A 24,596-nucleotide genomic window follows, 5' to 3' on the forward strand; every position below is an offset into this window, starting at 1 on the left:
CAGGATGAAAACATTCAAATTAGTTTCAGCATTTAGTGCGCTTGCCTTTTCAGCCTTGATGATGACCAGCGTGACTGCGGCGAACATTCCTGAGGATAAGGTTGATACCTTACGTCTGGCGCCAATCAACGTTGAGCCAACTCCACCTGCGATGCAGGCGGTGCTGAACAAAGATATCAAAGAGATGCGTAACTACCCGATGCAACCACCGGTGATCCCGCACAAGATCGATGGCTATCAGCTCGATCTTAAGGTCAATAAGTGTATGTCATGCCATGCCAGACACCGCACCGGGGACTCTCAGGCGCCTATGGTCAGTGTGACTCACTATATGGATAGGGATAACAACTTCTTAGCCGAGCTTTCGCCAAGACGTTACTTCTGCACTCAGTGCCATGTGCCGCAACTGGATGCCAAATTACTGGTCGAGAACGACTTTGTGGATATGGATCATCTGATTAAAGCCAACACAGAGCAGAAAACACACTAGGAGTCAGCATGTTAGAGAAACTTAAAAAGATCTGGAAAGTTCTCAATCGTCCGAGTGTGCACTACAGTTTAGGGTTTTTAACCTTAGGTGGTTTTGTGGCGGGGGTGATCTTCTGGGGGGGCTTTAACACTGCGCTTGAAGCCACCAACAAAGAAGCCTTCTGTATCGGTTGCCACGAAATGGAAAATAACGTCTATCAAGAGTTACAGTCGACTATCCATTTCACAAACCGCAGTGGTGTGCGTGCGACTTGTCCTGACTGCCACGTGCCGCACAACTGGACCGATAAGATTGCCCGTAAGATGCAGGCATCGAAAGAAGTGTGGGGTAAAGTGTTTGGTACCATCAATACCCGCGAAAAGTTTGAAAACAAACGTCGTGAGTTGGCCGAACATGAATGGGAACGGTTAAAGGCAAACGACTCGCTTGAGTGCCGTAACTGCCATAACTTTACCTATATGGACTTTACCAGACAGTCGCCACGCGCCGCCCAAATGCACTCGACATCTTTGGCCAGTGGTGAGAAAACCTGTATCGATTGCCATAAAGGGATTGCTCACCATCTTCCCGATATGGCAGGGGTTGAAGGCTTCTAGACTCGACTCACATTCATCTCCAGCCAAAGGCCAAGTGCTCTCCTCACTTGGCCTTTTTTATGGCGAAGATAAATCCGTATGTGGCATAGGCGGGATTTAGTTCGCTATCGCCTTTTCTGGCTCGTTTCAGCCCCAAAATGAGTTAACAAGTTGTCTGTGGTGCATTCAAAAGCAGATTTTCTAGCCTAAAAATTTTGATGGTTATAACTCAAATGTTGCAACTCTCTGCAATGCCTAAAAGTTGGACAGGTGTTCAGTCATATTGAAATCATAACGATTTGTATCTTAACGCTGTACGCGTTCTTACATTTGACTACAAATAAATGCTATTGAAATCATGCACATATAAAAATTGATTAGATAATAGGTTTGGAAAACGAAAATGTGCGTTTTTCCTGATGGTATATTTAACAGAATGCTGATAAGTTCTTTACATACAGATAGTTAACAGTGCGCGTTTTTACTGGCCCAACGAGATAAACGCGCATGCGCACTAATAGAATGTTAGGCTAATTCGACATATGGCTCAACAAATCAAAGAAATTGAAATATGAATTTTCCCCAAGAGCTACTCGGTACTGTTTGGCATACTACGAGTATTGAGCGTTACAAAATGATTGTTCGCGACGGGTGCATAAAAGCCAACCCAAGTCTTCCTGATAGTGAACGTTGGGGTACGAAATTAGGCGAGGAGCACTTTCCGTTTGTACGTTCACTTGGTGGTGTGAGCGTGTTTGATTTTCGAAATTTTGATGTTAATTCTTACAGTAAAAAGTTTGGGGCAGCTAACTGGGCAACGTTTGTGCCATGCCGAAGCGACTGGCGGAGTGCTGTTTGGGTAGAGATAGATTTTTCAAGTCTTGGTGGCAACTTTATATCAGGGCAGTCCATTCGAGAAATGTGGTACAAAATGGACTCTACGCGTAAGTTTATTACCCAAATTGAAGGCGCTGTTATAGGTGTAATACCAACATCGGCATTCAAGCAGGTATTGTTCTACGACACTCGGAAGTCATCTTTTAGCAGGTTAGCCTAACAAGGCCATTAAACATTGCCCCCTCCAGGGGGCTGGACTCGCAAAACACGCTCGCCGTTTATGGCAGGCGTTAGGCCACAAGGACTATATCGTGAAAATTGAAAGTATATGGATTAAAAACTGGCGTTCCGTAAAAGAAGAAAAACTCAGAGCCCAAGATCTGATGGTTATTATTGGCCAAAATAACCACGGAAAATCGAACCTTTTGTCTTCCGTCTTGTTCTTCTTTGGCGAGGTTAAGCAACAAGATCTAGATTTCTATCATGGCTCCACTGAACTATTTGTGGAAATTGAGTTTGGTGACCTTGATGAATCAGACAAAACTACTTTCAAGAAATATTTAACCTCCGAAGGAAAAATAGTTGTAAGAAAAACCGCCTTTTTAGGCGGCAGTTTTGAATACCGAGGATACATAGAAAATCCATCAGAGGACTGGCTTCAAGAAGCTAATGCTTCTGCTTACACAAATAGAGAGCTTGCTTCCAGCCTTCCATTTCACCCCTATATCCCGGATTCTGGCCGTATTACCAAACAAAATATAATCGATGCCCAAAATGAATATATCCAGACCAACATGGGAAATATTCAATTCTCTTTTGAACTTGAGACAACAAATTTTCTTGGGTTGAAAAGTGTCGCAAAGGGGATATTTGGTGAGGTTTACTTTATACCTGCGGTAAAAGAAGCTTCGGATGATTTTTCTTCTAAAGATTCTAGTGTTTTCGGGAAAATGTATGCCGATGTTGTCGCTTTGATGTCCGAGCATAACAATGAATGGAAGGAAACAAAAGAAAAACTTGGTAAATTATTTTCCACTCTTAACAAAAAAGATCGTGAAGGCAATGAGAATAATGATAGACCCAAGCAATTAACTGACTTTGAAAAAGAGTTAACTGATGAGCTTATTGCGTGGGGTGCAAAAGTAGATATTGAAGTAAGCAACCCTGATATTGAAAGTGTATTTAAAGCAAACACTCAGGTTTGGGTTGATGACGGTGTTAGAACAGATATAAAACGAAAGGGGCACGGTTTACAGCGAGCTCTGACCGTTGCGTTAATACAAGTAGTTGCTAAGAAGGCTTTTGCAGAGGCTGAGTTGGCAGAAGAACAAGGTAATAGAAAAGCATCAAATTCTAGGTATTTTATATTTGAAGAGCCTGAGCTTTATCTGCATCCTCAAGCACAAAGGTCATTATTCGATTCATTCGTTGCTTTGTCTGAGTCAGGGAGTCAAGTTATCCTCTGTACTCACTCAAGCGGTTTAATTGATGTTGAGCGTTATAAGTCTATTTACATAGCAACTAAAAACGATGAGTTAAACGGAACAAAAGTTAAGCAATGCACTGAAGATTTATTTGAAGGAGATTCAAAAAAAGATTTCAATCTTTCCTACTGGATTAATCCTGACCGTGGCGAGTTATTTTTTGCCAGTAAAGTTGTTTTGCTAGAAGGGGCTACTGAAAAAACTGTATTTCCTCTATTGGCTAAGGAACTCGGTGTTTTTAAGTACGAATATACGTTAATCGATTGCGGCTCAAAAGATAATATCCCTCTTTACGTTAAGCTTATGAATAAATTTTCTATCCCATATGTAGCTGTTTATGATCGAGATCATCAAGCCCACAAAGGGGTAGACGCAATTGCATCAGCAGATCGATCAACACAAAAAATTGTCGATGAGATTGATGTCAATATAGGTTCATCGGTGGTGTTAGAGAACGATATAGAAGAAGAACTTGGCTTGCCGAATGGTGGTAGTAGCAAACCTTATGTAGCACTAAGTCACATTACCGCAGAAGGTTTTACAGTCACTCCACAAATGGAACAAAAAATCAGAAAAATTTATGACGCAGAGGCCTAACAAGTTGCTGCACTCGGAAAAATTACTCGCTACGCTCCTAATTTTCCGGTGAGCAAGGCGTTAGCCCTATCAGAGGAAAATAATGAAATCTGCGGTATTAGTTATTGATGTTCAGTCGATTCTGTTCGACCCGGAACCTCAACCATTTGAATCACAAATCGTACTCGCCAAAATTAATGAGGTTACGAAATTGGCGCGTGCTAAGTCTGTCCCAGTTATCTTTATCCAGCACGAGCAGCCTAAATCTGTTATTGAATACGAAAGCGCTGGTTGGGCATTGCAATCGAGCTTAGTTATACAAACTGGTGACTATTTCGTTCGCAAGACAACACCAGACTCGTTCTTGAATACTAATCTTCAAAGTGTTTTGAATGAACTCGATGTAGATAGCTTAATTGTGTGTGGCTACGCCTCTGAGTTTTGCGTTGATACCACCATTCGCAGAGCAGCAGGTTTAGGCTATCCCGTAACTTTGGTTTCGGATGCTCACACAACTCATGATAAGGAGCACGCCAGTGGGGCTCAAATTCGAGAGCACCACAATGCCACGTTACCTAATATTTCGAGTTTTGGTGTCAAAATCGAAGCGGTAGAGGTACGCACCCTTTGGGCATAGGGCTAACAAACAATTTAAGAGTGATTCGCCACGCGTGGCATTTTTACTATGCGTCGGTTTAAGTGATTAGGGTGGTATGCGTGCCTCACACCTTAATTGGGCGTTATGGAGATATCGTGAGTAAAACTTGGTCATTGGAAGATGTTACTATTATCGGTAAGGGGGCTCCATACACTTTTTATTTACCTTCAAGTTCGGTGATCAAGCAACTGAAAGAAGGAAATATTGTAAAGCTAATGTTTAACTGTGGCGTTGAAAATGAGCATGGTTGGACGGCTGAAAGGATGTGGGTAATTATTACTGAAGCTAACAATGGTTGCTATAAAGGTACCTTGGACAATGACCCAAGTTACATACCAGATATTAAATATCAGGATCTAGTTGAGTTTGAAGCTAAGCACATAATGCAAACCGACATAGAAGAAACTGAAGAAGATATTGTCGAAAAGTACCTACCCAGATGTTATGTAACTTCGCAAGTATTAAAAGATGGGTTACCCGTTGGTCAATTGTATCGCGAGCACCCATCAGAAGAGGAAGAGAATTATAGTGGCTGGACTTTATTTTCTGGTTTAGAAACTGAAGAGTACCTAAAAAATGGTGAAAATTGGAATTACGTATCTCTAGGTGCAGTTTTAAACCAATGTGATAGGTTTATTTCATTACTAGATATAGAAGACTATGAGCATGAGTATTCATGGGATAACTCCATATCTGCGTTTATCAAAATATAACAAGCCAAGTTAACGGGACAATTTTAAGCTGGCTCCCGTCGTTTCGCTCCTAACTTTAGCCAGTTTAAAATTTGCCCCTGCTTGGGGCGTTAGGAGACTAGATCGGTGGTTACATTTAGACCTATTAAGGATTTAGCAAAAGCAGCACATTATACTCTGTCGAATATGCAGCCATATTATGCACAATACTCTGTAGATTGGGATGAAGCTCAGATTGAGCAAATGACACAAGAGCTTGTGAACTTTGATATTTTATTTGAAGAAAAGCTTGTTGGTGTCGTTAGATTATCTTTTGACACTGAAGTGTGCTGGTTACGAGATTTGCAAGTGGATCAGAGTTACCAGAATCGTGGGATTGGCTCAATCGCTATTGCTGAGGCAGAACGTCTGGCTAAAGAGCATCGCTCTCACATTTTGAAGCTTAAAGTGTTTAAAAATAGCCCTGCCGTTCATTTGTATAAGAGACAAGGGTTTGGTTTAACAAGTGAAGATGATCGGTTTTACTACATGAGCCGTGCCGTCTCCTAACCATCAAATTTTATCGCCAGCCAAAAGCGCTGGCGGTGACGTCAACCCGCAGGGCGGCTTTCCTCGCTAAATTGGGGCGTTAACCCATAGATATTTTTACCCGAAATTCACTTGATACAGCTGACGTCCTGACACGCTTTGTCCCTTTCCACGCGCTCTTGCTTCGGCTTGTATAAAAGTTCAATACATAAGGCTGTTCTTTTCCTGACGCATTTTAGTGGCGAGTATTATTCTTGATAATTCAATGCTTCATCTTTGCTGTGAAAGATTGGGCGTATACGCCAAGCTAGGTCGAAACGTTATTTCTCTCCCACAAAAAAGGCGCTAATGCGCCTTTTTGATGGATAAGTCAGAGGAGTAAAGCTACTCGCTTAGGGTTTATCTTGCTCAACTTGGGTTGATTTATCGCGATTTTCAATCTCCGTATCCGCAGACTTATCGGCATCGGGTGAGGAATTCGCGCGATTATCGGTCTTTAACTGCTTTTCTTTATCGTGCTGACCAAACTGTGGCAGTTTGAATTTGGCACTGTATTTCAGTGCGGCAAGATTGCTGGCAATCACACCCACCACCAAAATAATAATGATCCACACTTCTAAGCTCGACATGACAACTCCTTATTGAGCAACGCCCTGATTAATCAACGGCTAAACGCTGCTCACACTTACGAATATCTTCTGGCGTGTCAACTTCGATTGAGTCGAAGGCGCTGATGGCGACTTTGATCTTATGGCCATGTTCTAGGGCGCGTAGCTGCTCTAATTTTTCCAGATCTTCGAGACGACCTAAGGGGAGGGCGGCGAAGGCTTGCACGAATCTGCGGGTGTAAGCATACACGCCTAAGTGCTTGTAAACTGGATAATCTTTGGTATCGCGGCCGAAGGGAATACGTGCGCGGGAGAAATACAGCGCGTAGTAGTCGTTATCGAATACCATCTTCACATGCATAGGATCGTCGAGCTCGGCTTTGTTGACAATTTCATAGCCGAGGGTCGCCATTTCAAACTCGCCTGGATGGCGTTCGAAGAGGCTGATCACTTGCTCGATGGAAGTCGGGTCGATTAGGGGTTGGTCGCCTTGAAGGTTGATGACCAGATCGTCATCCTTCAAACCTAATTGGTTAATCGCATCATTGATACGGTCTGTGCCCGATGCCGCATCAGGGCTGGTCATAACTACTTTGCCACCGAAGCCTTCTACGGCGCTTTTGATACGCTCATCATCGGTTGCAACATAAATATTGGTGAGGCCTTTGGCTAACGACGCGCGTTCGTACACGTGTTGGATCATCGGCTTGCCGTTAATCGGGGCTAAGGGCTTGCCCGGGAAGCGGCTTGAACCGTAACGCGCCGGGATTAACAGAGTCACATTCATTAAATTATCCTAATTTATCAAAGATATGCAGTGTAGATAGACAAAAGGGCTCACAACGAGCCCTTGTCATCTGCTTGAGAGCTTAAATGCGACGGAACAGCGCAGTCAACATTTCGTCAGTGACTTTTTCTTCCCATGTTGGGCCGTACACGTTTGCCCATAATGGACCCATGCTCTTAGTCACGGCAACCATTTTCGCGATGGTTTCATCTGGCAGATCTTTACAGATGTTCTTCGGCAGAGTGATGTTGTGCTTCTTCATCATCAGACGGAATTCAGCCACACCTTCTGGATAGAATTCTTCTAACACGTCGAAGGCGATACAGTTACCGATACCATGGTGGTAGCCGAGGATGTAAGACAGACCATAAGATACCGCGTGGCATGCACCCACTTGGCTGTAAGCGATACTCATACCGCCCATAAATGACGCCATCATCAGCTTGTCGTCTTTTTCTGGGTGATCTTCTAAGTACACTTGGCGGCAAAGCTCCATGGCTTTTTCGGCGTATGACTTAGAGAATTCGTTTAAGAAGGTACCCTCTAATGATTCAACGCAGTGGATATAGCAATCCATACCTGTGTAGAACCATTGGTCAGTTTCAACGCCATCGATTAACTCAGAGTCCATGATGATTTGGTCGAACACTGTGTAATCTGAGTTAAGACCCAGTTTACGCACTGGACCACATAATACTGCGGTGCGTGACGCTTCAGCACCCGTACCTGAAATAGTTGGAATACCAATGTGGTGAACCGCTGGGTTTTTGATTAAATCCCAACCTTGATACATGGCAGAGCCGCCTGGGTTGGTCAGCATCAGCGATACCGCTTTTGCGACGTCCATGGTTGAACCGCCACCTAAACCCACAACACTGACTGGCAATTTGCTATTAAAAGCTTGAACCTGCTCAGTTAAGGTGTCGATTTGAATTGTGCTTGGCTCTTCATCAACGTTAACCCAAATCAGTAAGTCTTGGGCTTTTACAGGGATGCGTGCTTCGAGTGGTTTGCCTTGGTGAACGTCATCGACTAAAAATACCACGAAGTCATCGTCGGCCTTACGCTGTGCAGCTAATACTTCGTCCAATTGTGCGAAGGAGCCACGACCGAAGATCATCTTTTCAACTACTTTAAAATTTTTAAAACTCATTGCAAAAACTCCCGTTTAATTATTGGGCAAATGCTTTCTTAATGTTTTCAATACGCTCGGCAATCTGAGCATCGGTCCAAGACAATTTAATGAGCATGGAAATAGTGCGGCTCATAATGGCATCAGATTTCGGCACAGAAATTTGAGTATAGTCAGGTCTGTCGGCGATTAATGTGATTGGCAACGCAGCAGGGGTCTTAAGCTCCTGAATGTGTTTCCAGTTTTTCAGATAATGCCAGTTGTTCACGTACCAGTAGAAGCAACCATCAACGCCATTCTCAGCCAGTTTTTTGCTGATCTCTTGGGTACGTGCTTCTGTTGGTAACATAAAGCTTAAGAAGCCAGCTGAATCACCCTCTGGATCGGGGATTTCGCGGAAGCTGACTTCAGGAATGCTCGCCATGGCTTCTTTAATGACTTTTTTGTTTTTACGTTGAATGTCGATAATGGTATCGAGTTTACGTAACTGGGCTAAACCTAAGGCCGCATTCATTTCAGAGATACGGAAGTTCAGACCCATAATCGGGTGTGACTCGGCGCCACGGTCTTTACCAATATGGTCATGGCCGTGATCGGAGAACATGTGGGCGTGATCGTAGATTTCAGTGTTATTGGTGATCACCGCGCCGCCTTCACCACAGGTGATGGTTTTAACAGAATCGAAAGAGTAACAACCTACATCACCGATAGTACCTAGGGCTTGGCCCTTGTAGCTGCCGCCAATGGCTTGGCAAGCATCTTCTAACAATACGATGTTGTGCTTAGCGCAAACGGCTTTGATTTCGTCCATCTTGGCCATAGAGCCACACATGTGTACTAAGTTCACCGCTTTAGTACGTGGGGTGATCGCCGCTTCAATGCCTTCTGGTGATAGACACAGTGTCTCGTCGATTTCGGCAAAAATTGGCACAGCACCGGCCATGAAAATCGCTTCTACAGAAGCAACAAAGGTAAAAGGTGGCACGATAACTTCGTCGCCAGCACCAATGCCTGCCGCCATTAAGGCTGTTTGCAGCGCAGCAGTACCGCTAGATAAGAGGTGAGCATGCTTAACATTCATTTTCTCGCAGAGCAGTTGCTCCATATCGCGAGTCTTCCAGCGATCATTACGCATATGGTCGAAGTTATAACGGAAGGTAAAGCCGTGCTCCATCACATCGGCGACTTCTTGCTTTTCTTCTGGACCAAATAATTCAAAACCGGGCATGGAAGGTATCTCCTTAGAATTTGTGGCGCATGGTCGCGCTGCAATTAACTGGCGGATTATAACTGGGCTAAAGATCCCTTGCGATGTTTTCTTGATGAAAATAAGCTCATGTTGACGTTTCGAGCTTAGATTTTGCTCACTTAACACTCTGTTTACGCTGTAGGTGTCGGCAAAGGACCGATTTAATCGCATAGGGCAGTTATGGCTGAGTCATCCTGCGGAAATGGTCAGGACTTGAGTTGAGGCAATTATTTTTAACTGGCAAATTCACTCGCGAATTTCGTTTGCTCTAGTCATAGATAGGACAAAGCTGCAAAACAAAAAACCTGCACTAGGCAGGTTTTTGGCGGTTAAACGTAGCGCTTATGGCGCGTTTCACTCAAACTGATTTAAATCTTTTGCGCGCGATCGACAGTCACATCAAGATCGGTTAACAGACCATTATCAATACCGTAAATCCAGCCGTGGATTGCCAGTTCTTGGCCGCGAGCCCAAGCTTCTTGCACGATAGTGCTGCTGGTGACGTTGGCCACTTGCTCAATTACGTTGAGTTCACACAGGCGGTCGAAACGTTTGGCTTCATCCATTTGCATTAATTCATCTTGATGCAGACGGTAAACATCACGTAAATGACCGAGCCAGTTGTCGATAAGCCCTAAGCGTTGATTCCCCATGGCCGCACGTACACCGCCACAGCCGTAGTGGCCTACTACCATAATGTGCTTCACCTTAAGCACATCGATGGCGTATTGCAGTACTGACAGGCAGTTAAGATCGGTGTGGATCACCATGTTGGCAATATTGCGATGAACGAAGACTTCGCCCGGCATTAAATCGATGATTTGGTTAGAAGGTACTCGGCTGTCAGAACAACCAATCCAAAGATATTCAGGGTTCTGCTGTTTCGCCAGTTGCTCAAAAAAGTCAGGGTGCTCTTGGCGAATGCGTCCGGCCCAGCGGCGGTTGTTATCGAATAAGGGTTTAAGTAGTTTCATTTTAACCTATTGTTTTATTGACATATTAAAATGTCTTTATTGCCCTAAGTGATGCAAGCAGCACATTTTTAGCAAGAGTATACCAGTAAATTTACGCTTGCTGGTCTATCCAATGTGCCACGGTTTACTGGCACCTTGTTGATACGTGCGCCGTTACAATACCTTCGCTAAAAACCGAGTTAAATGCTCAGTGACAAACTCGGCTTGCTCTAGGCTGGAAATATGCCCAGCGTTAGGAATATGCACTAATTGACTGCCGTCGATGGCATCGCTCATCAGGTAACTCTCAAGTACGCTACGGGCCTTGTCTTCGACTCCGACCATGACTAAACAGGGCAGAGTCAATTGCTCGGCAAATTCCATGGTATCGCGGCGGCCGAAAATCATCCGGCCAAGTTTTACTATGCTCGGGATAGTCTCTGGCGTTTGCGCGGCCAAGTAGGCTTCAAAACGCTGCACTAATTCGGGATTATTCGCTTTGGCATTGACGGCGAAAAACAGCGGTGAAATGGCGCTGATAAGGGGCGCAGGTATGCTGCCTGCGGCTTCGATCATATCCAACATGCCATAATATTTAGCGCGGGTGATCTCGGGTTCAAACCCAATAAAACTGTCGAGCATCACCATTGCATTGACGCGCGCGGGGGCTTTAAGCACGAGCTCGGCGCCCCACATGGCACCCACGGATAAACCGATAACCGCAAATTGCTCGATATTGAGGCTATCCATCAGAATCAGCATATGCTCGCTGATGTCTAAGAGGCTGTTGCAGCTTTCTGGGACGGCGCCCGATTGGCCGTGCCCCCAGAGCTCAGGCACGATGCAGCGATACTGTTGACTTAAGCTGGTAATTTGCGGCGCCCACATGGCGCTATCCCAGAGGTAACTGTGGCCAAACAACAGCGCAGGGCCTGAACCTATATCGAGGTAACTGAGTCGGCTACCGGCGATGTTGAGTTGTTTTCTGTGTGTAGAAAAATCCATAAAACCTACTTTTTAAGATAAGCGCCGAGTGTAAGGCGCCACCAAGTTGTGTGAACTGCGAAACCTTAAGGCTTTGCAATTCGATGTACATATTCCGCCACAAGCACAGGTAAGCGGGCTAGCACCGCTTCTTTAAGCAACATATCGCTATGCTGGATAACCTGCGCTAAGGCCTGCACCTCAAATTGGGGTAACAGGGTTTGAGACACGGGGAAATAGCTAATATGCCAAGGCTCGGCGCTGACGGCGCTTTTACCGCGCTGAAAAGGAAAATAAAACCCAAAATCCTTGGCGTGCTGGAGTAGCCACTGGTGCAAGTGGGCGCAGGGACCGCCATCAGTGTATTCGGCTTCCACTAAACGCAGGGATTTTACCTCGATTTGCTTGGCATCAAACACATCGATGTCCGTGCCCCAGTGATGACGTGACGCGCCGGGCAGTGCCGACCAGAGCAAAATTAAATCGACTAATTCATCATCGTTCAGTGAACTGATATCCACTGGCTGCTCGTTGATATCCAGCACAACACGTTTACCGCTGGCCTTGGCGTTCCAAATGGCGAGTTGCCTGCCAAAAGGACGATAGGCTGAGCAAATCGCTAGGGCTATTCCATCTGTGGCGGCGCTGTCCGCCATCGCCTTAAAGGCGAGGGCGGTTTGAGCCTCCAGCATGAAGCGTGTTTCGCTCGGGTGATGGGGACTCAGCAATTCGACAAATTGCAGTCTCTGCGCTGACTCTTGGGTTACAGCAGCGGATAAGTCGGTATGTAAGCCTGTGTCTAAACCGCTTGTGACCCCACTCTCTATTCCGCTCTCTATTCCACTTTCTATTCCATAGAGCTGGGCAGTATTGGCTAAGCGTGGCGTGGCGTTTAACACAGTAACTGTTCCAAAATCACTTCGTAGCACAGGGCTAACTGCTCGAGATCGTCGATTTTCACGCACTCGTTCACTTTATGGATAGTGGCGTTCACTGGACCGAGTTCCAACACTTTGGCGCCCGTTGGTGCAATAAAGCGTCCATCAGAGGTGCCGCCCGTGGTTTGCGGATCGGTATCATAGCCAGTGATCTGACGTATAGCATGTCGAGTCGCGTCTAACAGTGGGCCTTCGCCGGTTAAAAATGGCAGGCCGTTGAAGGTCCAGCTGATGTCATAATCCAGTTCGTGGGCGGTTAATAGGGCTTCCACACGCTCGATTAATATCTCGGCGGTCACTTCGGTCGAATAACGGAAGTTAAACATCACCTCTAGGGTGCCTGGGATCACGTTCGATGCGCCCGTGCCGCCATTAATATTGGCGATTTGCATGCTGGTGGGCGGGAAGAATTCGTTGCCATTATCCCAATGGGTTTGGCTTAACTCGGCTAAAAACGGCGCGGCTTTGTGGATTGGGTTATCCGCAAGGTGCGGATAGGCTACATGGCCCTGAATGCCCTTCACGGTTAGGTTGGCGGTCAGGCTGCCACGGCGCCCATTTTTGACCACATCACCGAGTTTTAGGGTCGATGAGGGTTCGCCCACCAGCGCCCAAGTGATTTTTTCATTACGGGCTTCTAGGGTATCGATAACCCGTGTGGTGCCATTGATAAATGGGCCTTCTTCATCGCTAGTGATTAAAAACGCAATCGAGCCGGGATGATTTGGGTGCTTAGCCACAAAACGTTCGGTCGCGACGATCATCGCCGCCAGCGAGCCTTTCATGTCTGCCGCGCCGCGGCCATAGAGGTAACCGTCGATAATGGTTGGCTCAAAAGGCGGGGTATGCCAGCGGCTTAAATCGCCCGCGGGCACTACATCGGTATGGCCGGCAAAACAAAATACTGGGCCTTCATTACCGCGACGCGCCCACATATTGGTGGTGTCTTCAAAGACCATGGGCTCAATATTAAAGCCAATGGCGGCAAGACGTTCGGCCATCAGGGTTTGGCAGCCTTCATCCAGTGGGGTGACCGAAGGACGGGCAATTAATTCTTTAGTCAGTTCGGTAACTGGGTGGCTGTTCGAAGCGTGCGTCATAGGGAAAAGACCTTCTTATATTCGGCTTCGTTAAAGCCCACCAGCACTTGTTCACCCACAACCAGCACAGGGCGCTTGATCAGCGTCGGGTGAGTGAGCATCAGTTGAATGGCTTTGGCTTGGTCGATATTGGCCTTATCTGCATCACTCAAGGCGCGAAAACTGGTACTGCGTTTGTTAAAGACGGTTTCCCATCCTGCAATTTGACACCAATGCTGAAGATCCTTTTCTGCTAATCCATCTTCCCTAAAGTCATGGAAGTTGACCGAAAGTTGATGGGTTTGAATCCATTTACGTGCTTTACGCACTGTATCGCAATTTTTAATACCAAAAAGGGTCAAGATGATGCTCCTATCGAGGGGCGCCGTTGGCACGCATTGATTTTGCTCGCATTGTGGCATTGTGCGTTAGATGCCACAAGGGGGTTATCGTATTGTGTGGTTATCAATTGCAGTCGATACAGCCAATGGCAAAGGATTTTTCAGCGCAAGTGCTTAAGCGTTACTTAAGTATTGGCTTTTAGCCTAAGTATTGAACCTGAGCATTGAGCCTAAATCGACAAGGGGATCGCTATGAATATCAGTGCAAGCAGCCCAATGTTAGCGCATAGCTATGCTGCCAACCGTTCGTCTTCACCCACAGCGTTACCCGCTCAGCCTGCGCCAGCCAAGGTGGAAGAGGTGAGCGAGTCCGCCAAGGAGCGCGCCCGTGAGGCGAGTCAAGGCGAATCGATTGATACCTATGCGTAACTGAGTGTGAAGCCGATAGATAAAAGCCGAGCGACTGCTCGGCTTTGTGTTTTAGGAAGCAATGCTAATCAAAACATGAGGTTGATTAGAAGTTCATCTCTACGGCTAAATAATATTCACGCCCAATAACGTTGTAGTAAGAACGTGGGTAATGTGGCCAAGAGTTTTGGGTTTCATCAATCTCAGGGCCTGCATCGAAGATATTATTAATCCCGCCGGAGAACTTAATCGCATCGGTTAACATATAGCTGGCGGCCCAGTTCACTTCGACATGGCTGTCGATAGTGACGGCATATTTATCCGCTAACCCATTGTTAATGAATGCCTCTTTACGCTGGCCATTCATGCTGTCGGTGTACTTGATCAGCAGGTTGGTAGCGAAGTCATCGTAGTTCCAACCCAGATTTAAGTTACCACGGATTTGCGGGGCAGAGTCGTCACCATCGATCAGATCTAATGGCTCAGAATCTGGGGTTAATTGCTCCTCCCATTTCAGCAAATAGGTGCCTTCCAAGCGGGCGGTGACATCGCCGTAGCCTGAAGTCTCATAGCGATAGCCCACCGAGAAGTCGATACCCGAAGTTTCTTGGGATGACATGTTGATGGCTTGAGTATTCACTTGAATTAACTTGCCGCTTGCATCACGGAAAATCTTATCGGCGAAGGCGTCAGAGTGATCCAAGATATACTGGGCGCTAGGGCTATTGACTAGGTTATCGATTTCAACAATCCAGTAGTCCAAGGTTAAATTGAGATCGTTATAATCCCACACCATGCCGAGGTTATAGTTTTTACCGGTTTCCGCTTCAAGTTCTGGGTTTGCACCGATAGTAATTGGCAGTGAGTCAATCTTCTCACAGGCTGGACCCGTGCCACCCGCGGCCTCACAGGTTGGAGTGTCGATCACTGTGCTATAGGCTGCCGTTGGCTCACCAAATAAGCGCTGCATGTCTGGTGCACGGAAGGTTTCGGCATACAGACCGCGTAACAACAGATTATCAATCGGGCGATACTCGACTGCGACTTGTGGACTGAATTGACCGCCGACATCGGATAAATCGTCATAGTAGTCGTAACGGCCCGCAAGGGTGACGGTGAGGTTTTCGATCACAGGCACGGCGACTTCGGCATAACCTGCGTATTGCTCACGTTCACCTTGAGCGCTACTGCCGCCTTTACCAATCACGCCACCATTGCTGGTGAAGCTATCGGACTTATCGTAGAACCATTCTTTACCGTATTCGACGCCCACGGCATAAGCTACTGTTCCTGCTGGTAATTCAAAGGCTTCGCCACTGATCCCCGCGTTAAAGCTCGATAGGGTGGATTGCCCCTTTTTGCCACCTTGGAAATCCAGCATTGCGGCATCGTCCGGTGAAATCACATCCAGTAGCGAATTGCCGTTTGTGCCTGCGGTGAGGTAATTCCACATGCTTTGGTAAGTGGGCGAACCTGCGGTGGTGGAATCTACCGTTTGGCGCGCAATCGACCATGAGGTGTCGTACTCGATAGTATCCGTGAGGTAACCTTTGCTGCCTAATAAGAAGGAGAAGTTATTGGTCTCAAAATCAGAGGTGCGTGGACCTAACTCTGACATACGGCGAGTGTAGTAATAGTCCCCATCAGCAGCGCCGGCAAAATCTCCGCCGAAGGCGGTATTTTTATCGAACACTTGGGATAAGCCATTGAGCTCATCGACGATAGTGACGTTATCGCCAGACACGTTAAACATAAAATCGTAGCCCACAGTGGCCGATTCAATTTCTGTGTAGGTCGAAGCATGGGTGTAATCGAGGCGCGAATACAGCTGATGATTGTCGTTTAAGTCTTTGGTGAGGTTTATCATGGTGGAGTAGCGCTTTTGCTCAGGCGAAAAGTCGCGCTGTGCGGAGCGATCGAAACCACATTTGCCATTGGACATCATCACATAGCCGCGCGCATCACATTCGGCGGCGCTTAAGCTCTTGAGTAGTTTGCCATTGCTATCCACAAGGTTGGCGCCATAGGAGCTGTAACCAGCATAATAGTTACCCGGGATAATATCTGTGCCCCATTCTGGGCGGTCTGAGGCTTTTAATGCTTGGCGATCTTCATATTCGGCGAAGAAAGTCAGATTCGCTTTATCGCTGCTGACGCCCGTCATAAAGGAGAACTGGTTGTTCTGCAGGCCGCCATCGAAGGTATCTGAGTGGCGATATTTGAAGGTGCTTTGTTCAACGTCTTTTTTCAAGATGATGTTGATTACGCCGCCCATCGCATCGGAACCGTAAATGGCCGAAGCGCCCGTGGTTAAAATTTCAATACGCTCAATCGCCCCTAACGGAATGTTGGCGGTATCGACAAAGCTATCGGTGCCGCCAGCGCCAAAGGGATATTTAGGCACACGTTTACCGTTGATCAGCGTCAGCACACGTCCGGCGCCCACACCACGTAGGTTGACGGCCGATGCCGCAGGGGTAAAGCCGTGCACTTCCTGTTGAGTCATCGACCCACCGGAGTTTTGCGACAGGTTGCCTAACACGTCTTGTACTGAGTTAAAGCCACCTTTTTCGATATCTGCGGCGCTCACCACCACGATAGGGGAGGCATTTTCAAGATCGGTACGTTTAATACGTGAACCCGTGACCTCAATACGCTCCACTTTATCATCGATAACGGCCGCTTCATCGGCGGCAAATACTTGCGGTGTCACCGAGGCGGAGACTAAAGCGAGTAAACTAAAACGAACCGCACGCGCCACGGTTGTTTGCGTAGTCATATTTTCATTCCCTTAACAATGCCATGACGATCAGGAAGGGTTTCATCACGGCTTATCTTTATTTGCAACTGCCCTCCATAGCCGGAAAATTATCATTAACAACTTTAATATCAATAGCTTATTTGTTGCTCGCTTGAGTGTTAAATGTTGCGTTTGTAATCCTTAATTGGCTAATTAAGTGTGAGGGGAAATAAAGGATGGCGGCACGGCATGCGTTATGGCTGAGTTGTATCCGAATGTAGCGAAACAATCTCTTTACAATGTCGGTTTTATGGGTAAACGTTTGAAGTGGAACAAAGTTAAAAAATGTGAACCATATCAATTTAAGATTGAAGTGGTAAATTGAAGATATCTTCTTAAGTGTTTAAAAACACATCATTATTTTTGCTTAAAAAACGTATTTAACATCCCATTTTTAAACGTTGGGCTCATATTTTAACGTTTCAGAATTCTCAGTTCCAAAATAGTGAATATTTAGCAGGATGCGATACGTAGTGCGACAAGTGAATATGAATTGTTCTAAGGCTTGTTGTTGGGATGTTTATATCTTTTGGTGAAGAGTTAACTTGGTATGAACTTGATATGAAATAGGCAATAGATAACCACAGTTATATGCGGTTACGAAATGAGTCTGGGTATTTTTTCGACAAAAAGCATCCGGTTGTGGCTAGACAAAATGTCGATAAATCAATTTGCTATCAGGTATAGTGACCACTAATGACGATGATAATAAACCCATACTGCCACATTGTTGCGAGAGGTCATCGCTGAAGTTACAGGCAGATAATACGAGGTTAAATGTGAGAATTAATGATCTTAGGCTTTTTTTGTTGGTCGTTGAATTAGGCAGTTTTGCCTCCGCGGCCAGTTCGATTGGGATCCCGAGAGCTTCGGTCAGCCGGCGTATCGGTGAGTTAGAGGCGGATCTCGGTACTAAACTGTTTACGCGTACGACACGTCAGTTGTCACTGACCCCCACAGGGGAAAATTACCATCAGCAGTTAATGGAAATTATTCCAAGACTCGAGTCACTCAATGAATGTGTCAAAAATCAACGCAATATGCCAACGGGAACCGTTAAGTTGGGATTAGTGGGTGAAGCCGATGTTTTAACACATAATTTACTGCAGGATTTTTTGAAAAATTATCCCTTAATTACGATAGAAACCCATGTCAGTAATCTGGGGTATCACGATATTTTAAATTATGGTCTGGATGCCTGTATTCATATTGGCAGTATCAAAGACAATTCATTTATCGCCCGGCCTTTAATGCGGGTATCTCGAAAGTTATACGCAAGTCCTGATTATATCGCGACCTATGGTATGCCAACTTCGTTGGAGGATCTTAATCAACATGCACTCATGATCTATCGTAAGCAAAATGGTGAGTTAGAAGACAGTTGGAAATTCAACTTAGGTGAATATCGCGTGAAGAGTCGAGTTATTTCTAACAGCAGTCATTACGTTCGCCATGCCATTTTAAATGGAGCAGGGATCAGTTTATTAGCCGAATTAAGTGTAGTTGAGCACTTGCGATTGGGTAATTTGGTCGAAGTTTTGCCCGAATATGAAGTTTATGTTGATGATGCTTGGTTGGTCTATCCGAGCCGCAAAGGCATGACCCACGCGGCTCGGCTGCTGATCGATAGTTTGATCCAAGAGGCGACCAAGACGCCAAATGTCACATTGTCACAAAATTCGTGACATTGATGTATCTATTTTGATTATTGTTCAAGATATCCAGCTACTTTACTCTTTGCCGCCTTAGTTATCCTCGTAACAGGAAATTGTGGTGAATAGAGTAAAACCAATCAACATTGGAATGGGTTTGTGTTGCGCAAGCATTGCATTAGTGCTCGCTGGCTGTGGCAGCAATGAAGACCAAGCCCTAACAATCTCAAAGCGTCCGTTAGTGCAAGTGATGGAATTACCATCTCCTGTGACAGATAAAAATTACAAGTTTAGCGGCGTCTTGGAGTCGGAAAATCGTGCCGATTTGTCTTTTCGAGTCCAAGGCGTGCTCGCAGAATTACTGGCCGAGGAAGGGACTGAGGTTACCAAGGGACAAGTGATTGCAAGGCTCGATCCCCATGATTTCCAAGTCAGTGTATTGGAGTTAACCGCCAAGCTCGATGAGGCGAAAACAAACCACCAATTGGCGAAAATTGAACTGCAAAGGGTCAAGAGTGCGATTAATGATCGTGCCATTGCCAGTGTGAAATTAGACCGTGCAGTTGCCGCTGAAGCACGTGCTAAAGCAGGGGTTGAGTTAGTCAGTCAGTCGCTTAAAAAAGCGCAGGATGCCCTAGGTTACACCGAGCTGACTGCACCCTATAGCGGCGTGATAGGTAAAACCTATGTTGACCAACACGAACAAGTCAACGTGGGGACAAAAATCCTCACCATTCATCGCCCCGAATTACTCAACGCAGTTGTAGACGTGCCCGAGAGTCAGATCTGGAATCTTAATCTTGGTTCAGTAGGTCAAGTCACCTGGTTTAAGGGAACAGAAGCCGTGCCCGCTGTGGTGGCGAAAATTGCGTCTGTGCCCGATCGTTTTAAGCGCACCTATGAGGTGACATTTAACCTACAACATTCTCCAAAACAGTTAGTCGCGGGTAAGGCGGTGAGTGTGGACCTCGCTCTGCCTTATGCCAGCGATAAGCCGATTTATTGCATTCCAGCAATGGCGGTTGCGAGCCAAGAGACTCAGCTCTATGTGAACCGTGTAACTGCCGAACATGTTAAGGCGGTTCCGGTCGAATCCGTGAGCCAGACAGATGACTCCCTATGTGTGACAGGCAATCTCGCCCCCGGAGAGCAGATAGTGATCGCTGGAGGTGCTTTTGTTGAAGAAGGCCAAGCCGTAACCATTTTGCATGGGGCGTCGGTTAAATCATGAGTCTTTCTACCTTTGCACTGAGGCAAAAAACCTTTGTTATCTTTTTTACTGTGCTGTCGATCATCGCGGGAATTTATTCCTACTTTGATTTGGGCAAGTTGGAAGATCCGTCTTTTACCGTAAAAAGTGCGGTGATTGTGACCCTCTATCCTGGCGCCAATGCTAAGGAGGTGGAGCAGTTAGTGACGGATAAGATTGAAACTAAGCTAGAGGAAATGGAATCCCTCTGGAAGCTAAGGTCGTTATCCCGTCCGGGCAGTTCGATGATCTTTGTCGATCTCAAGGAAAAAGTGAACTCTGAGGCCTTGCCACAGCAGTGGGATTTGATGCGTCGTAAAGTGGAAGACGTCAAATTAGAGCTGCCAGTACAAGCACAGATCAGCATAGTCCAAGATGAATTCTCGGAAGTCTACGGCATGTTGTTCGCCGTCTATGGCGACAATATGGAAATGGCGGAGCTAAAGGATCATGCGCGGGAATTACAACGTCGCATTAAAGCTGTCGATGGGGTGAAAAAAGTCCAGCTGCACGGTATCAATGAGCAGGTGGTGAATATCCGTATTTCAGAGGAGCGTCTGGCGGAGGCAAACCTCACCATGTTGCAGTTGGTTGAGCAATTGCATAGCCAGAATATGCCTATCGTGGCTGGGGATTTCGACCTCGGCATCGAAAACCTGCGTGTGGAACAGGGCGATACCTTTAAAAGCATTGACGATATTCGCAATCTTAGTATTCAAACGGGCTTAAATGGGCTGCAGTCGGCGGTGATCCGTTTAGGGGACATTGCCGATGTATCGATGGAGTATCAAGATCCCGCTACCACGCTTAGTCGCTATAACGGCCAGCAAGCCATCACCTTAGCCGTGAGTCCGGTGAATGGCATTAATGTGGTGAGCATTGGTGATACCTTAAAGAGTGTATTGACCGATTATCAAACCAAACTGCCTGATGGTGCAGGCATTGGGGTGATCGCCTATCAGCCAGAAGAAGTCGAAAAATCAGTCAGTAACTTTATCGTTAACTTGATTGAGAGTGTGGTCATTGTGGTTGTGGTGTTGCTGATCTTTATGGGTTGGCGTAGCGCGGCGATTGTGGGCGTCAGCTTGCTGATAACCATTTTATTCACTCTGGTGTATATGAAACTGACCAGTGTGGATTTGCAACGGGTCTCCCTCGGCTCCTTCGTGTTAGCACTAGGCATGCTGGTGGATAACGCCATTGTGATTGTCGACTTATTCCAAGCCAAGATTAAGCAGGGCATTGAACGTACCCAAGCGGTTATCGACAGCATTAAAGAGATGGCCATGCCACTCCTTGGCGCCACAGTGATCGCTGCCATGGGTACGGCGCCCGTGTTGCTGTCTCAAACGGATTCGGCCGAGTTTTCACTCTCGATAGTGCAAGTGCTTTGTAGTTCGCTGTTGCTCTCATGGATTATTGCCATGGTGATAACACCGCTGATGTGTTGGTACTTCTTAGGCGATTCCAGCAATGCCGAAACTGAAAATGCTAAGCCACCTTCACGTTATGGGCTGATGTATCAGCGAGCGGTGGAGTGGGTCGTGGAAAATCCCAAGAAGACCATACTCTTCACCGTGCCTTTACTGCTGTGCACTTTACTGGTCACGCCATTGTTGAAAGTGAGCTTTATGCCATCGTCCGATCGCCCCATTTTGTTCCTCGATTATTGGCTACCCAATGGTGGGCGCATCGAGCAGACATCGGCGGATATGCGAAAAGTGGAGCGTTGGTTATTAGCACAACCCGAGGTGACGAGTATTTCCAGCTATGTGGGGGAAAGCGCACCGCGGTTCTCGGTCACCGTCGAGCCAGAGCCATTGGATTCGAGCTATGGCCAAATCCTGATCAATATGCGCAATTTTGACGATATCGAAACCTTAATCCAACAGGGCGATGCCTGGCTAGCTAAGGAGTTTCCCTATGCTGAACCTCGATTTAGGGAGCTAAAGCTAGCGACTAAGGATAAATATTCGATTGAAGCGCGCTTTATCGGCCCCGATCCGCAGGTGCTACATGGCTTAGCCGATCAGGCCAAGGACATCATGCGTCAACATCCGAACTTAAAATACGTTCGTGATGACTGGCGTCAAGAGAGCAAAGTCATGACACCGCAGGTGGATATGCACGCCGCCCGTTTAGCCGGTGTGACACGTACCGATATTGCCAATGCCATCAATCGGGTAACCGAAGGCACCAATATTGGCACTATGCGACATGGTGACGACTTGATCCCGATTAAGCTGCGTAGCGCCGATGCTTCATTAGCGCATTTTGAGAATATTCCCGTGCGTTCGTTACTCGGCACACACAGCGTGCCTATGGGGCAGGTGGTGGAGAGTATCGAGATCCAAGGTGAAGAAAGCATGGTGTGGCGTCGTAATCGTTTGCCAGCGATCACCGCTCAAGCGGGTGTGAGTGGCGATACGGCTTCGAATGTGCGCCAGAGTATTGCGGCCGATATCGAGGCCATCCCACTGCCCGAAGGTTATCGACTGGAGTGGGGCGGCGAATATTACGATGAGCAGCGCTCGATTGATGACTTAATGCAACAAAACCCTAAGGCCACGTTGTTGATGGTGGTGATTTTGGTGGCGATGTTTAACGCATTCCGACAACCACTCATCATTATGATTACTCTGCCATTGGCGGCGATAGGTATCGTCTGGAGTTTAGTGTTACTGGACAAACCCTTCGGCTTTATGGCGATTGTCGGCATGATCTGTTTGTCGGGAATGATCATCAAAAATGGCATTGTGTTAATGGATCAGATTGAACTCGAACGACGTAATGGTCGCAGAATCGCCGAGGCTATTAAGGCGGCGACGCTCAACCGCACCATGGCGATTTCGATGGCGGCCCTGACAACGGCTCTCGGGATGATCCCTTTGTTGACCGACAGACTGTTTGACCAAATGGCCGCGACCATTATTGGCGGTTTGACCGCAGCGTCCGTGCTGTCCTTATTTGTGATGCCTGCCTTGTATCGACTCTTTTATCGTCGGGATGAGCGCGAGGAAGAGGCGTTACTCGACGCACAAACGGACAACACACATTCGGTTATTCGCAGCGCCAAAGAGGTCTGATCATGAACAAACATATAGTAGTGGCCTTGACGGCAATGAGTTTGCTGGGGGGATGCAGTATGTCTCCAGATTATGCACCGCCAAAGGTGAAAGTCAGTGAACTGTATTTAAATGCGCCGACCGAGGGCGTGAGCACAGAAGGAGTGGGCTACCAAGCCTGGTGGCACAAGTTTAATGACCCTCAACTCAATGCGCTGGTGGCGAAGGCGCAGCAACAAAATATTAGTCTGCAGATCGCCAGCGAGCGGGTCCGTGCTGCACGGGCCTATCAAGCCGCAGTGTCATCATTAAAAGTGCCAACCATTTCAGTGGGCGCGGGATACCTCGATATGCGTATCAGTGAAAATGATCCGCTGATGGGCGGTGCGGTTGGGGGCATAGGTCTGCCCGATAGTTTGGGCGGTGGCAAGCTTAAGCTAATGAATCGCGATCCTAACAGCACCACAGTGGGCGCAACCATTGCTTGGGAGGCGGATTTATTTGGCCGAATAGCGAGTTTAAGTCAGGCCGCTGAAATCCGCGCCGAACAGGCACAATTGTATCGTGCCAATCTGGCCACCCTAATGACTGCGGAAGTGATAGACAACTATTTACAATACCGTGGCACGCAGGAGCGTATGACAATCGCAAGGCAAAACATCGCGGAGCAAGCTGAAGTGTTGGCCTTGGTGGAATCATTGGAACGTAATGGCTATGGCTCACCACTGGATGTCGCCAATGCTAGGGCTGCGCTTGCCGCCAGTGAGGCCATGTTACCCATGCTAAGTTCGGCCGAGCAGGCACACTTACATCGATTAGCGATTTTATTGGGGGAAAATCTGACCGAGACTTCAGGGCGTTTAAGCGCAGCAGCCTTGCCCGCGATGAAGCAATTCATCCCAACGGGCGTTCCTTCCGAGTTGCTGACACGCCGCTTAGATATTGCGATTGCTGAGCGTGAGATGGCCGCAAAAAATCAAGAACTGGGCGCGGCGATTGCGGCTAAGTATCCGAGCTTTTTCTTGACGGGGGCGCCGGGATTATCGGCCGATCATATCGACGATCTTTTCTCATCGGATTCCCTTACCTGGGCTCTAGGTGCGGGAGTGAGTTGGAATGTGTTCGATGGTGGTCGCACTCAAGCCATGGTGGAGATACAGGAAGCGGGTTTTAAAACCGCAGCGCTTAGCTATCAGCAGGCGGTGAACAATGCCATTAATGAAGTTGAAACAGTGCTAAAGCATTACGGTAATAACCAGCAATATCATCGCTTTATTGCTAAAGCTGAGGCGCAGTCTGAGATTGCTGTGCAAAAAGCAACATCGCTTTATCGTGCTGGGTTAGAAAACCACTTGAGCGTGTTAAATGCGCAGAATGTGAAAAACAATATGCAGGATGCGGAAGTGTTAGCTCGCCTACAAACGGCCTCGAGTGTGGTGTCACTCTACAAGGCCTTGGGTGGCGATTGGACACTGGCAAATGCCATGGATTAAAGGATGAATGAGAAGGCT

The 24,596-nt window shown here is 46.9% G+C and carries 22 protein-coding genes; 12 read left to right on the forward strand and 10 right to left on the reverse strand.

Going from position 1 to position 24,596, the window contains the following annotated elements; translation table 11 throughout:
• The first annotated feature begins 4 nt into the window (after positions 1-4).
• From SHEWMR4_RS09715 to SHEWMR4_RS09745, 7 genes are all read left to right on the forward strand, one after another.
• Entirely contained in the window at positions 5-490 is a 486-nt protein-coding gene (locus tag SHEWMR4_RS09715; RefSeq protein ID WP_011622614.1) for a nitrate reductase cytochrome c-type subunit, read from the forward strand.
• A gap of 8 nt (positions 491-498) precedes the next feature.
• Positions 499-1,086 (forward strand): cytochrome c3 family protein, encoded by a 588-nt coding sequence (locus tag SHEWMR4_RS09720; protein ID WP_011622615.1) that lies wholly within the window; start codon positions 499-501, stop codon positions 1,084-1,086.
• Positions 1,087-1,636: 550 nt separating this feature from the next.
• Complete coding sequence (locus tag SHEWMR4_RS09725; RefSeq protein ID WP_011622616.1) at positions 1,637-2,122, forward strand: hypothetical protein; 486 nt, start codon at positions 1,637-1,639, stop codon at positions 2,120-2,122.
• A 91-nt stretch (positions 2,123-2,213) separates the two neighbouring features.
• On the forward strand, positions 2,214-3,983 hold the full coding sequence (locus tag SHEWMR4_RS20600) for an AAA family ATPase (protein ID WP_011622617.1): 1,770 nt from the start codon (positions 2,214-2,216) through the stop codon (positions 3,981-3,983).
• 82 nt (positions 3,984-4,065) lie between these two features.
• On the forward strand, positions 4,066-4,599 hold the full coding sequence (locus SHEWMR4_RS09735) for a cysteine hydrolase family protein (protein ID WP_011622618.1): 534 nt from the start codon (positions 4,066-4,068) through the stop codon (positions 4,597-4,599).
• Positions 4,600-4,715: 116 nt separating this feature from the next.
• The gene (locus tag SHEWMR4_RS09740; RefSeq protein ID WP_198134664.1) at positions 4,716-5,333 is read left to right on the forward strand and encodes a DUF2185 domain-containing protein; all 618 of its coding nucleotides are present in this window, start codon (positions 4,716-4,718) and stop codon (positions 5,331-5,333) included.
• Positions 5,334-5,438: 105 nt separating this feature from the next.
• Positions 5,439-5,861 (forward strand): GNAT family N-acetyltransferase, encoded by a 423-nt coding sequence (locus SHEWMR4_RS09745; RefSeq protein WP_011622620.1) that lies wholly within the window; start codon positions 5,439-5,441, stop codon positions 5,859-5,861.
• 371 nt (positions 5,862-6,232) lie between these two features.
• Here the strand turns inward: SHEWMR4_RS09745 and SHEWMR4_RS09750 are convergent, their stop codons facing one another.
• The 9 genes from SHEWMR4_RS09750 to SHEWMR4_RS09790 form a co-directional block, all read right to left on the reverse strand.
• Positions 6,233-6,469 (reverse strand): DUF2897 family protein, encoded by a 237-nt coding sequence (locus SHEWMR4_RS09750; RefSeq protein WP_011622621.1) that lies wholly within the window; start codon positions 6,467-6,469, stop codon positions 6,233-6,235.
• A gap of 28 nt (positions 6,470-6,497) precedes the next feature.
• The gene (gene kdsB / locus SHEWMR4_RS09755; RefSeq protein WP_011622622.1) at positions 6,498-7,235 is read right to left on the reverse strand and encodes an 8-amino-3,8-dideoxy-manno-octulosonate cytidylyltransferase KdsB; all 738 of its coding nucleotides are present in this window, start codon (positions 7,233-7,235) and stop codon (positions 6,498-6,500) included.
• Between the two features lie 82 nt (positions 7,236-7,317).
• Entirely contained in the window at positions 7,318-8,388 is a 1,071-nt protein-coding gene (gene kdnB, locus SHEWMR4_RS09760) for a 3-deoxy-alpha-D-manno-octulosonate 8-oxidase KdnB (RefSeq protein WP_011622623.1), read from the reverse strand.
• 19 nt (positions 8,389-8,407) lie between these two features.
• Entirely contained in the window at positions 8,408-9,595 is a 1,188-nt protein-coding gene (gene kdnA / locus SHEWMR4_RS09765) for an 8-amino-3,8-dideoxy-alpha-D-manno-octulosonate transaminase KdnA (RefSeq protein WP_011622624.1), read from the reverse strand.
• Between the two features lie 389 nt (positions 9,596-9,984).
• Positions 9,985-10,590, reverse strand: a complete 606-nt coding sequence (can, locus tag SHEWMR4_RS09770; protein WP_011622625.1) for a carbonate dehydratase — start codon at positions 10,588-10,590, stop codon at positions 9,985-9,987.
• Positions 10,591-10,743: 153 nt separating this feature from the next.
• Complete coding sequence (locus SHEWMR4_RS09775; protein ID WP_011622626.1) at positions 10,744-11,574, reverse strand: alpha/beta fold hydrolase; 831 nt, start codon at positions 11,572-11,574, stop codon at positions 10,744-10,746.
• 65 nt (positions 11,575-11,639) lie between these two features.
• Complete coding sequence (locus tag SHEWMR4_RS09780; protein ID WP_011622627.1) at positions 11,640-12,452, reverse strand: M15 family metallopeptidase; 813 nt, start codon at positions 12,450-12,452, stop codon at positions 11,640-11,642.
• Positions 12,446-13,591: a succinyl-diaminopimelate desuccinylase gene (gene dapE / locus SHEWMR4_RS09785; RefSeq protein WP_011622628.1), complete on the reverse strand. Its 1,146-nt coding sequence runs from the start codon at positions 13,589-13,591 to the stop codon at positions 12,446-12,448. The genes SHEWMR4_RS09780 and dapE overlap by 7 nt, the downstream gene beginning before the upstream one ends.
• A complete protein-coding gene (locus tag SHEWMR4_RS09790) occupies positions 13,588-13,992 on the reverse strand; it encodes an ArsC family reductase (RefSeq protein WP_011622629.1) in 405 nt (134 codons plus the stop codon). Before SHEWMR4_RS09790 ends, dapE begins: the two co-directional genes overlap by 4 nt.
• A 171-nt stretch (positions 13,993-14,163) precedes the next feature.
• On the opposite strand from SHEWMR4_RS09790, the gene SHEWMR4_RS20990 reads away from it, so the two are divergent.
• Positions 14,164-14,340, forward strand: a complete 177-nt coding sequence (locus tag SHEWMR4_RS20990; protein WP_198134665.1) for a hypothetical protein — start codon at positions 14,164-14,166, stop codon at positions 14,338-14,340.
• Positions 14,341-14,425: 85 nt separating this feature from the next.
• Here the strand turns inward: SHEWMR4_RS20990 and SHEWMR4_RS09795 are convergent, their stop codons facing one another.
• Positions 14,426-17,098, reverse strand: coding sequence for a TonB-dependent receptor plug domain-containing protein (locus SHEWMR4_RS09795; protein ID WP_011622630.1), 2,673 nt, complete (start codon positions 17,096-17,098; stop codon positions 14,426-14,428).
• A gap of 800 nt (positions 17,099-17,898) precedes the next feature.
• On the opposite strand from SHEWMR4_RS09795, the gene SHEWMR4_RS09800 reads away from it, so the two are divergent.
• From SHEWMR4_RS09800 to SHEWMR4_RS09815, 4 genes are all read left to right on the forward strand, one after another.
• Positions 17,899-18,804: a LysR family transcriptional regulator gene (locus SHEWMR4_RS09800; RefSeq protein WP_011622631.1), complete on the forward strand. Its 906-nt coding sequence runs from the start codon at positions 17,899-17,901 to the stop codon at positions 18,802-18,804.
• Between the two features lie 88 nt (positions 18,805-18,892).
• A complete protein-coding gene (locus tag SHEWMR4_RS09805) occupies positions 18,893-20,002 on the forward strand; it encodes an efflux RND transporter periplasmic adaptor subunit (protein WP_227499239.1) in 1,110 nt (369 codons plus the stop codon).
• The gene (locus SHEWMR4_RS09810; RefSeq protein WP_011622633.1) at positions 19,999-23,106 is read left to right on the forward strand and encodes an efflux RND transporter permease subunit; all 3,108 of its coding nucleotides are present in this window, start codon (positions 19,999-20,001) and stop codon (positions 23,104-23,106) included. Before SHEWMR4_RS09805 ends, SHEWMR4_RS09810 begins: the two co-directional genes overlap by 4 nt.
• 2 nt (positions 23,107-23,108) lie before the next feature.
• The gene (locus tag SHEWMR4_RS09815) at positions 23,109-24,578 is read left to right on the forward strand and encodes an efflux transporter outer membrane subunit (protein ID WP_011622634.1); all 1,470 of its coding nucleotides are present in this window, start codon (positions 23,109-23,111) and stop codon (positions 24,576-24,578) included.
• Positions 24,579-24,596: the final 18 nt, after the last annotated feature.

The organism is Shewanella sp. MR-4 (assembly GCF_000014685.1).
Taxonomy (GTDB): Bacteria; Pseudomonadota; Gammaproteobacteria; order Enterobacterales; family Shewanellaceae; genus Shewanella.

What these genes read in the sequence shown, in the direction of transcription:
- SHEWMR4_RS09715 (WP_011622614.1), top strand. Translation starts at nt 5, where the DNA reads ATGAAAACATTCAAATTAGTTTCAGCATTTAGTGCGCTTGCCTTTTCA.
- SHEWMR4_RS09720 (WP_011622615.1), top strand. Translation starts at nt 499, where the DNA reads ATGTTAGAGAAACTTAAAAAGATCTGGAAAGTTCTCAATCGTCCGAGT.
- SHEWMR4_RS09725 (WP_011622616.1), top strand. Translation starts at nt 1,637, where the DNA reads ATGAATTTTCCCCAAGAGCTACTCGGTACTGTTTGGCATACTACGAGT.
- SHEWMR4_RS09735 (WP_011622618.1), top strand. Translation starts at nt 4,066, where the DNA reads ATGAAATCTGCGGTATTAGTTATTGATGTTCAGTCGATTCTGTTCGAC.
- SHEWMR4_RS09750 (WP_011622621.1), bottom strand. Translation starts at nt 6,469, where the DNA reads ATGTCGAGCTTAGAAGTGTGGATCATTATTATTTTGGTGGTGGGTGTG.
- kdsB (WP_011622622.1), bottom strand. Translation starts at nt 7,235, where the DNA reads ATGAATGTGACTCTGTTAATCCCGGCGCGTTACGGTTCAAGCCGCTTC.
- kdnB (WP_011622623.1), bottom strand. Translation starts at nt 8,388, where the DNA reads ATGAGTTTTAAAAATTTTAAAGTAGTTGAAAAGATGATCTTCGGTCGT.
- kdnA (WP_011622624.1), bottom strand. Translation starts at nt 9,595, where the DNA reads ATGCCCGGTTTTGAATTATTTGGTCCAGAAGAAAAGCAAGAAGTCGCC.
- can (WP_011622625.1), bottom strand. Translation starts at nt 10,590, where the DNA reads ATGAAACTACTTAAACCCTTATTCGATAACAACCGCCGCTGGGCCGGA.
- SHEWMR4_RS09775 (WP_011622626.1), bottom strand. Translation starts at nt 11,574, where the DNA reads ATGGATTTTTCTACACACAGAAAACAACTCAACATCGCCGGTAGCCGA.
- dapE (WP_011622628.1), bottom strand. Translation starts at nt 13,591, where the DNA reads ATGACGCACGCTTCGAACAGCCACCCAGTTACCGAACTGACTAAAGAA.
- SHEWMR4_RS09790 (WP_011622629.1), bottom strand. Translation starts at nt 13,992, where the DNA reads ATGCCACAATGCGAGCAAAATCAATGCGTGCCAACGGCGCCCCTCGAT.
- SHEWMR4_RS20990 (WP_198134665.1), top strand. Translation starts at nt 14,164, where the DNA reads ATGAATATCAGTGCAAGCAGCCCAATGTTAGCGCATAGCTATGCTGCC.
- SHEWMR4_RS09795 (WP_011622630.1), bottom strand. Translation starts at nt 17,098, where the DNA reads ATGACTACGCAAACAACCGTGGCGCGTGCGGTTCGTTTTAGTTTACTC.
- SHEWMR4_RS09810 (WP_011622633.1), top strand. Translation starts at nt 19,999, where the DNA reads ATGAGTCTTTCTACCTTTGCACTGAGGCAAAAAACCTTTGTTATCTTT.
- SHEWMR4_RS09815 (WP_011622634.1), top strand. Translation starts at nt 23,109, where the DNA reads ATGAACAAACATATAGTAGTGGCCTTGACGGCAATGAGTTTGCTGGGG.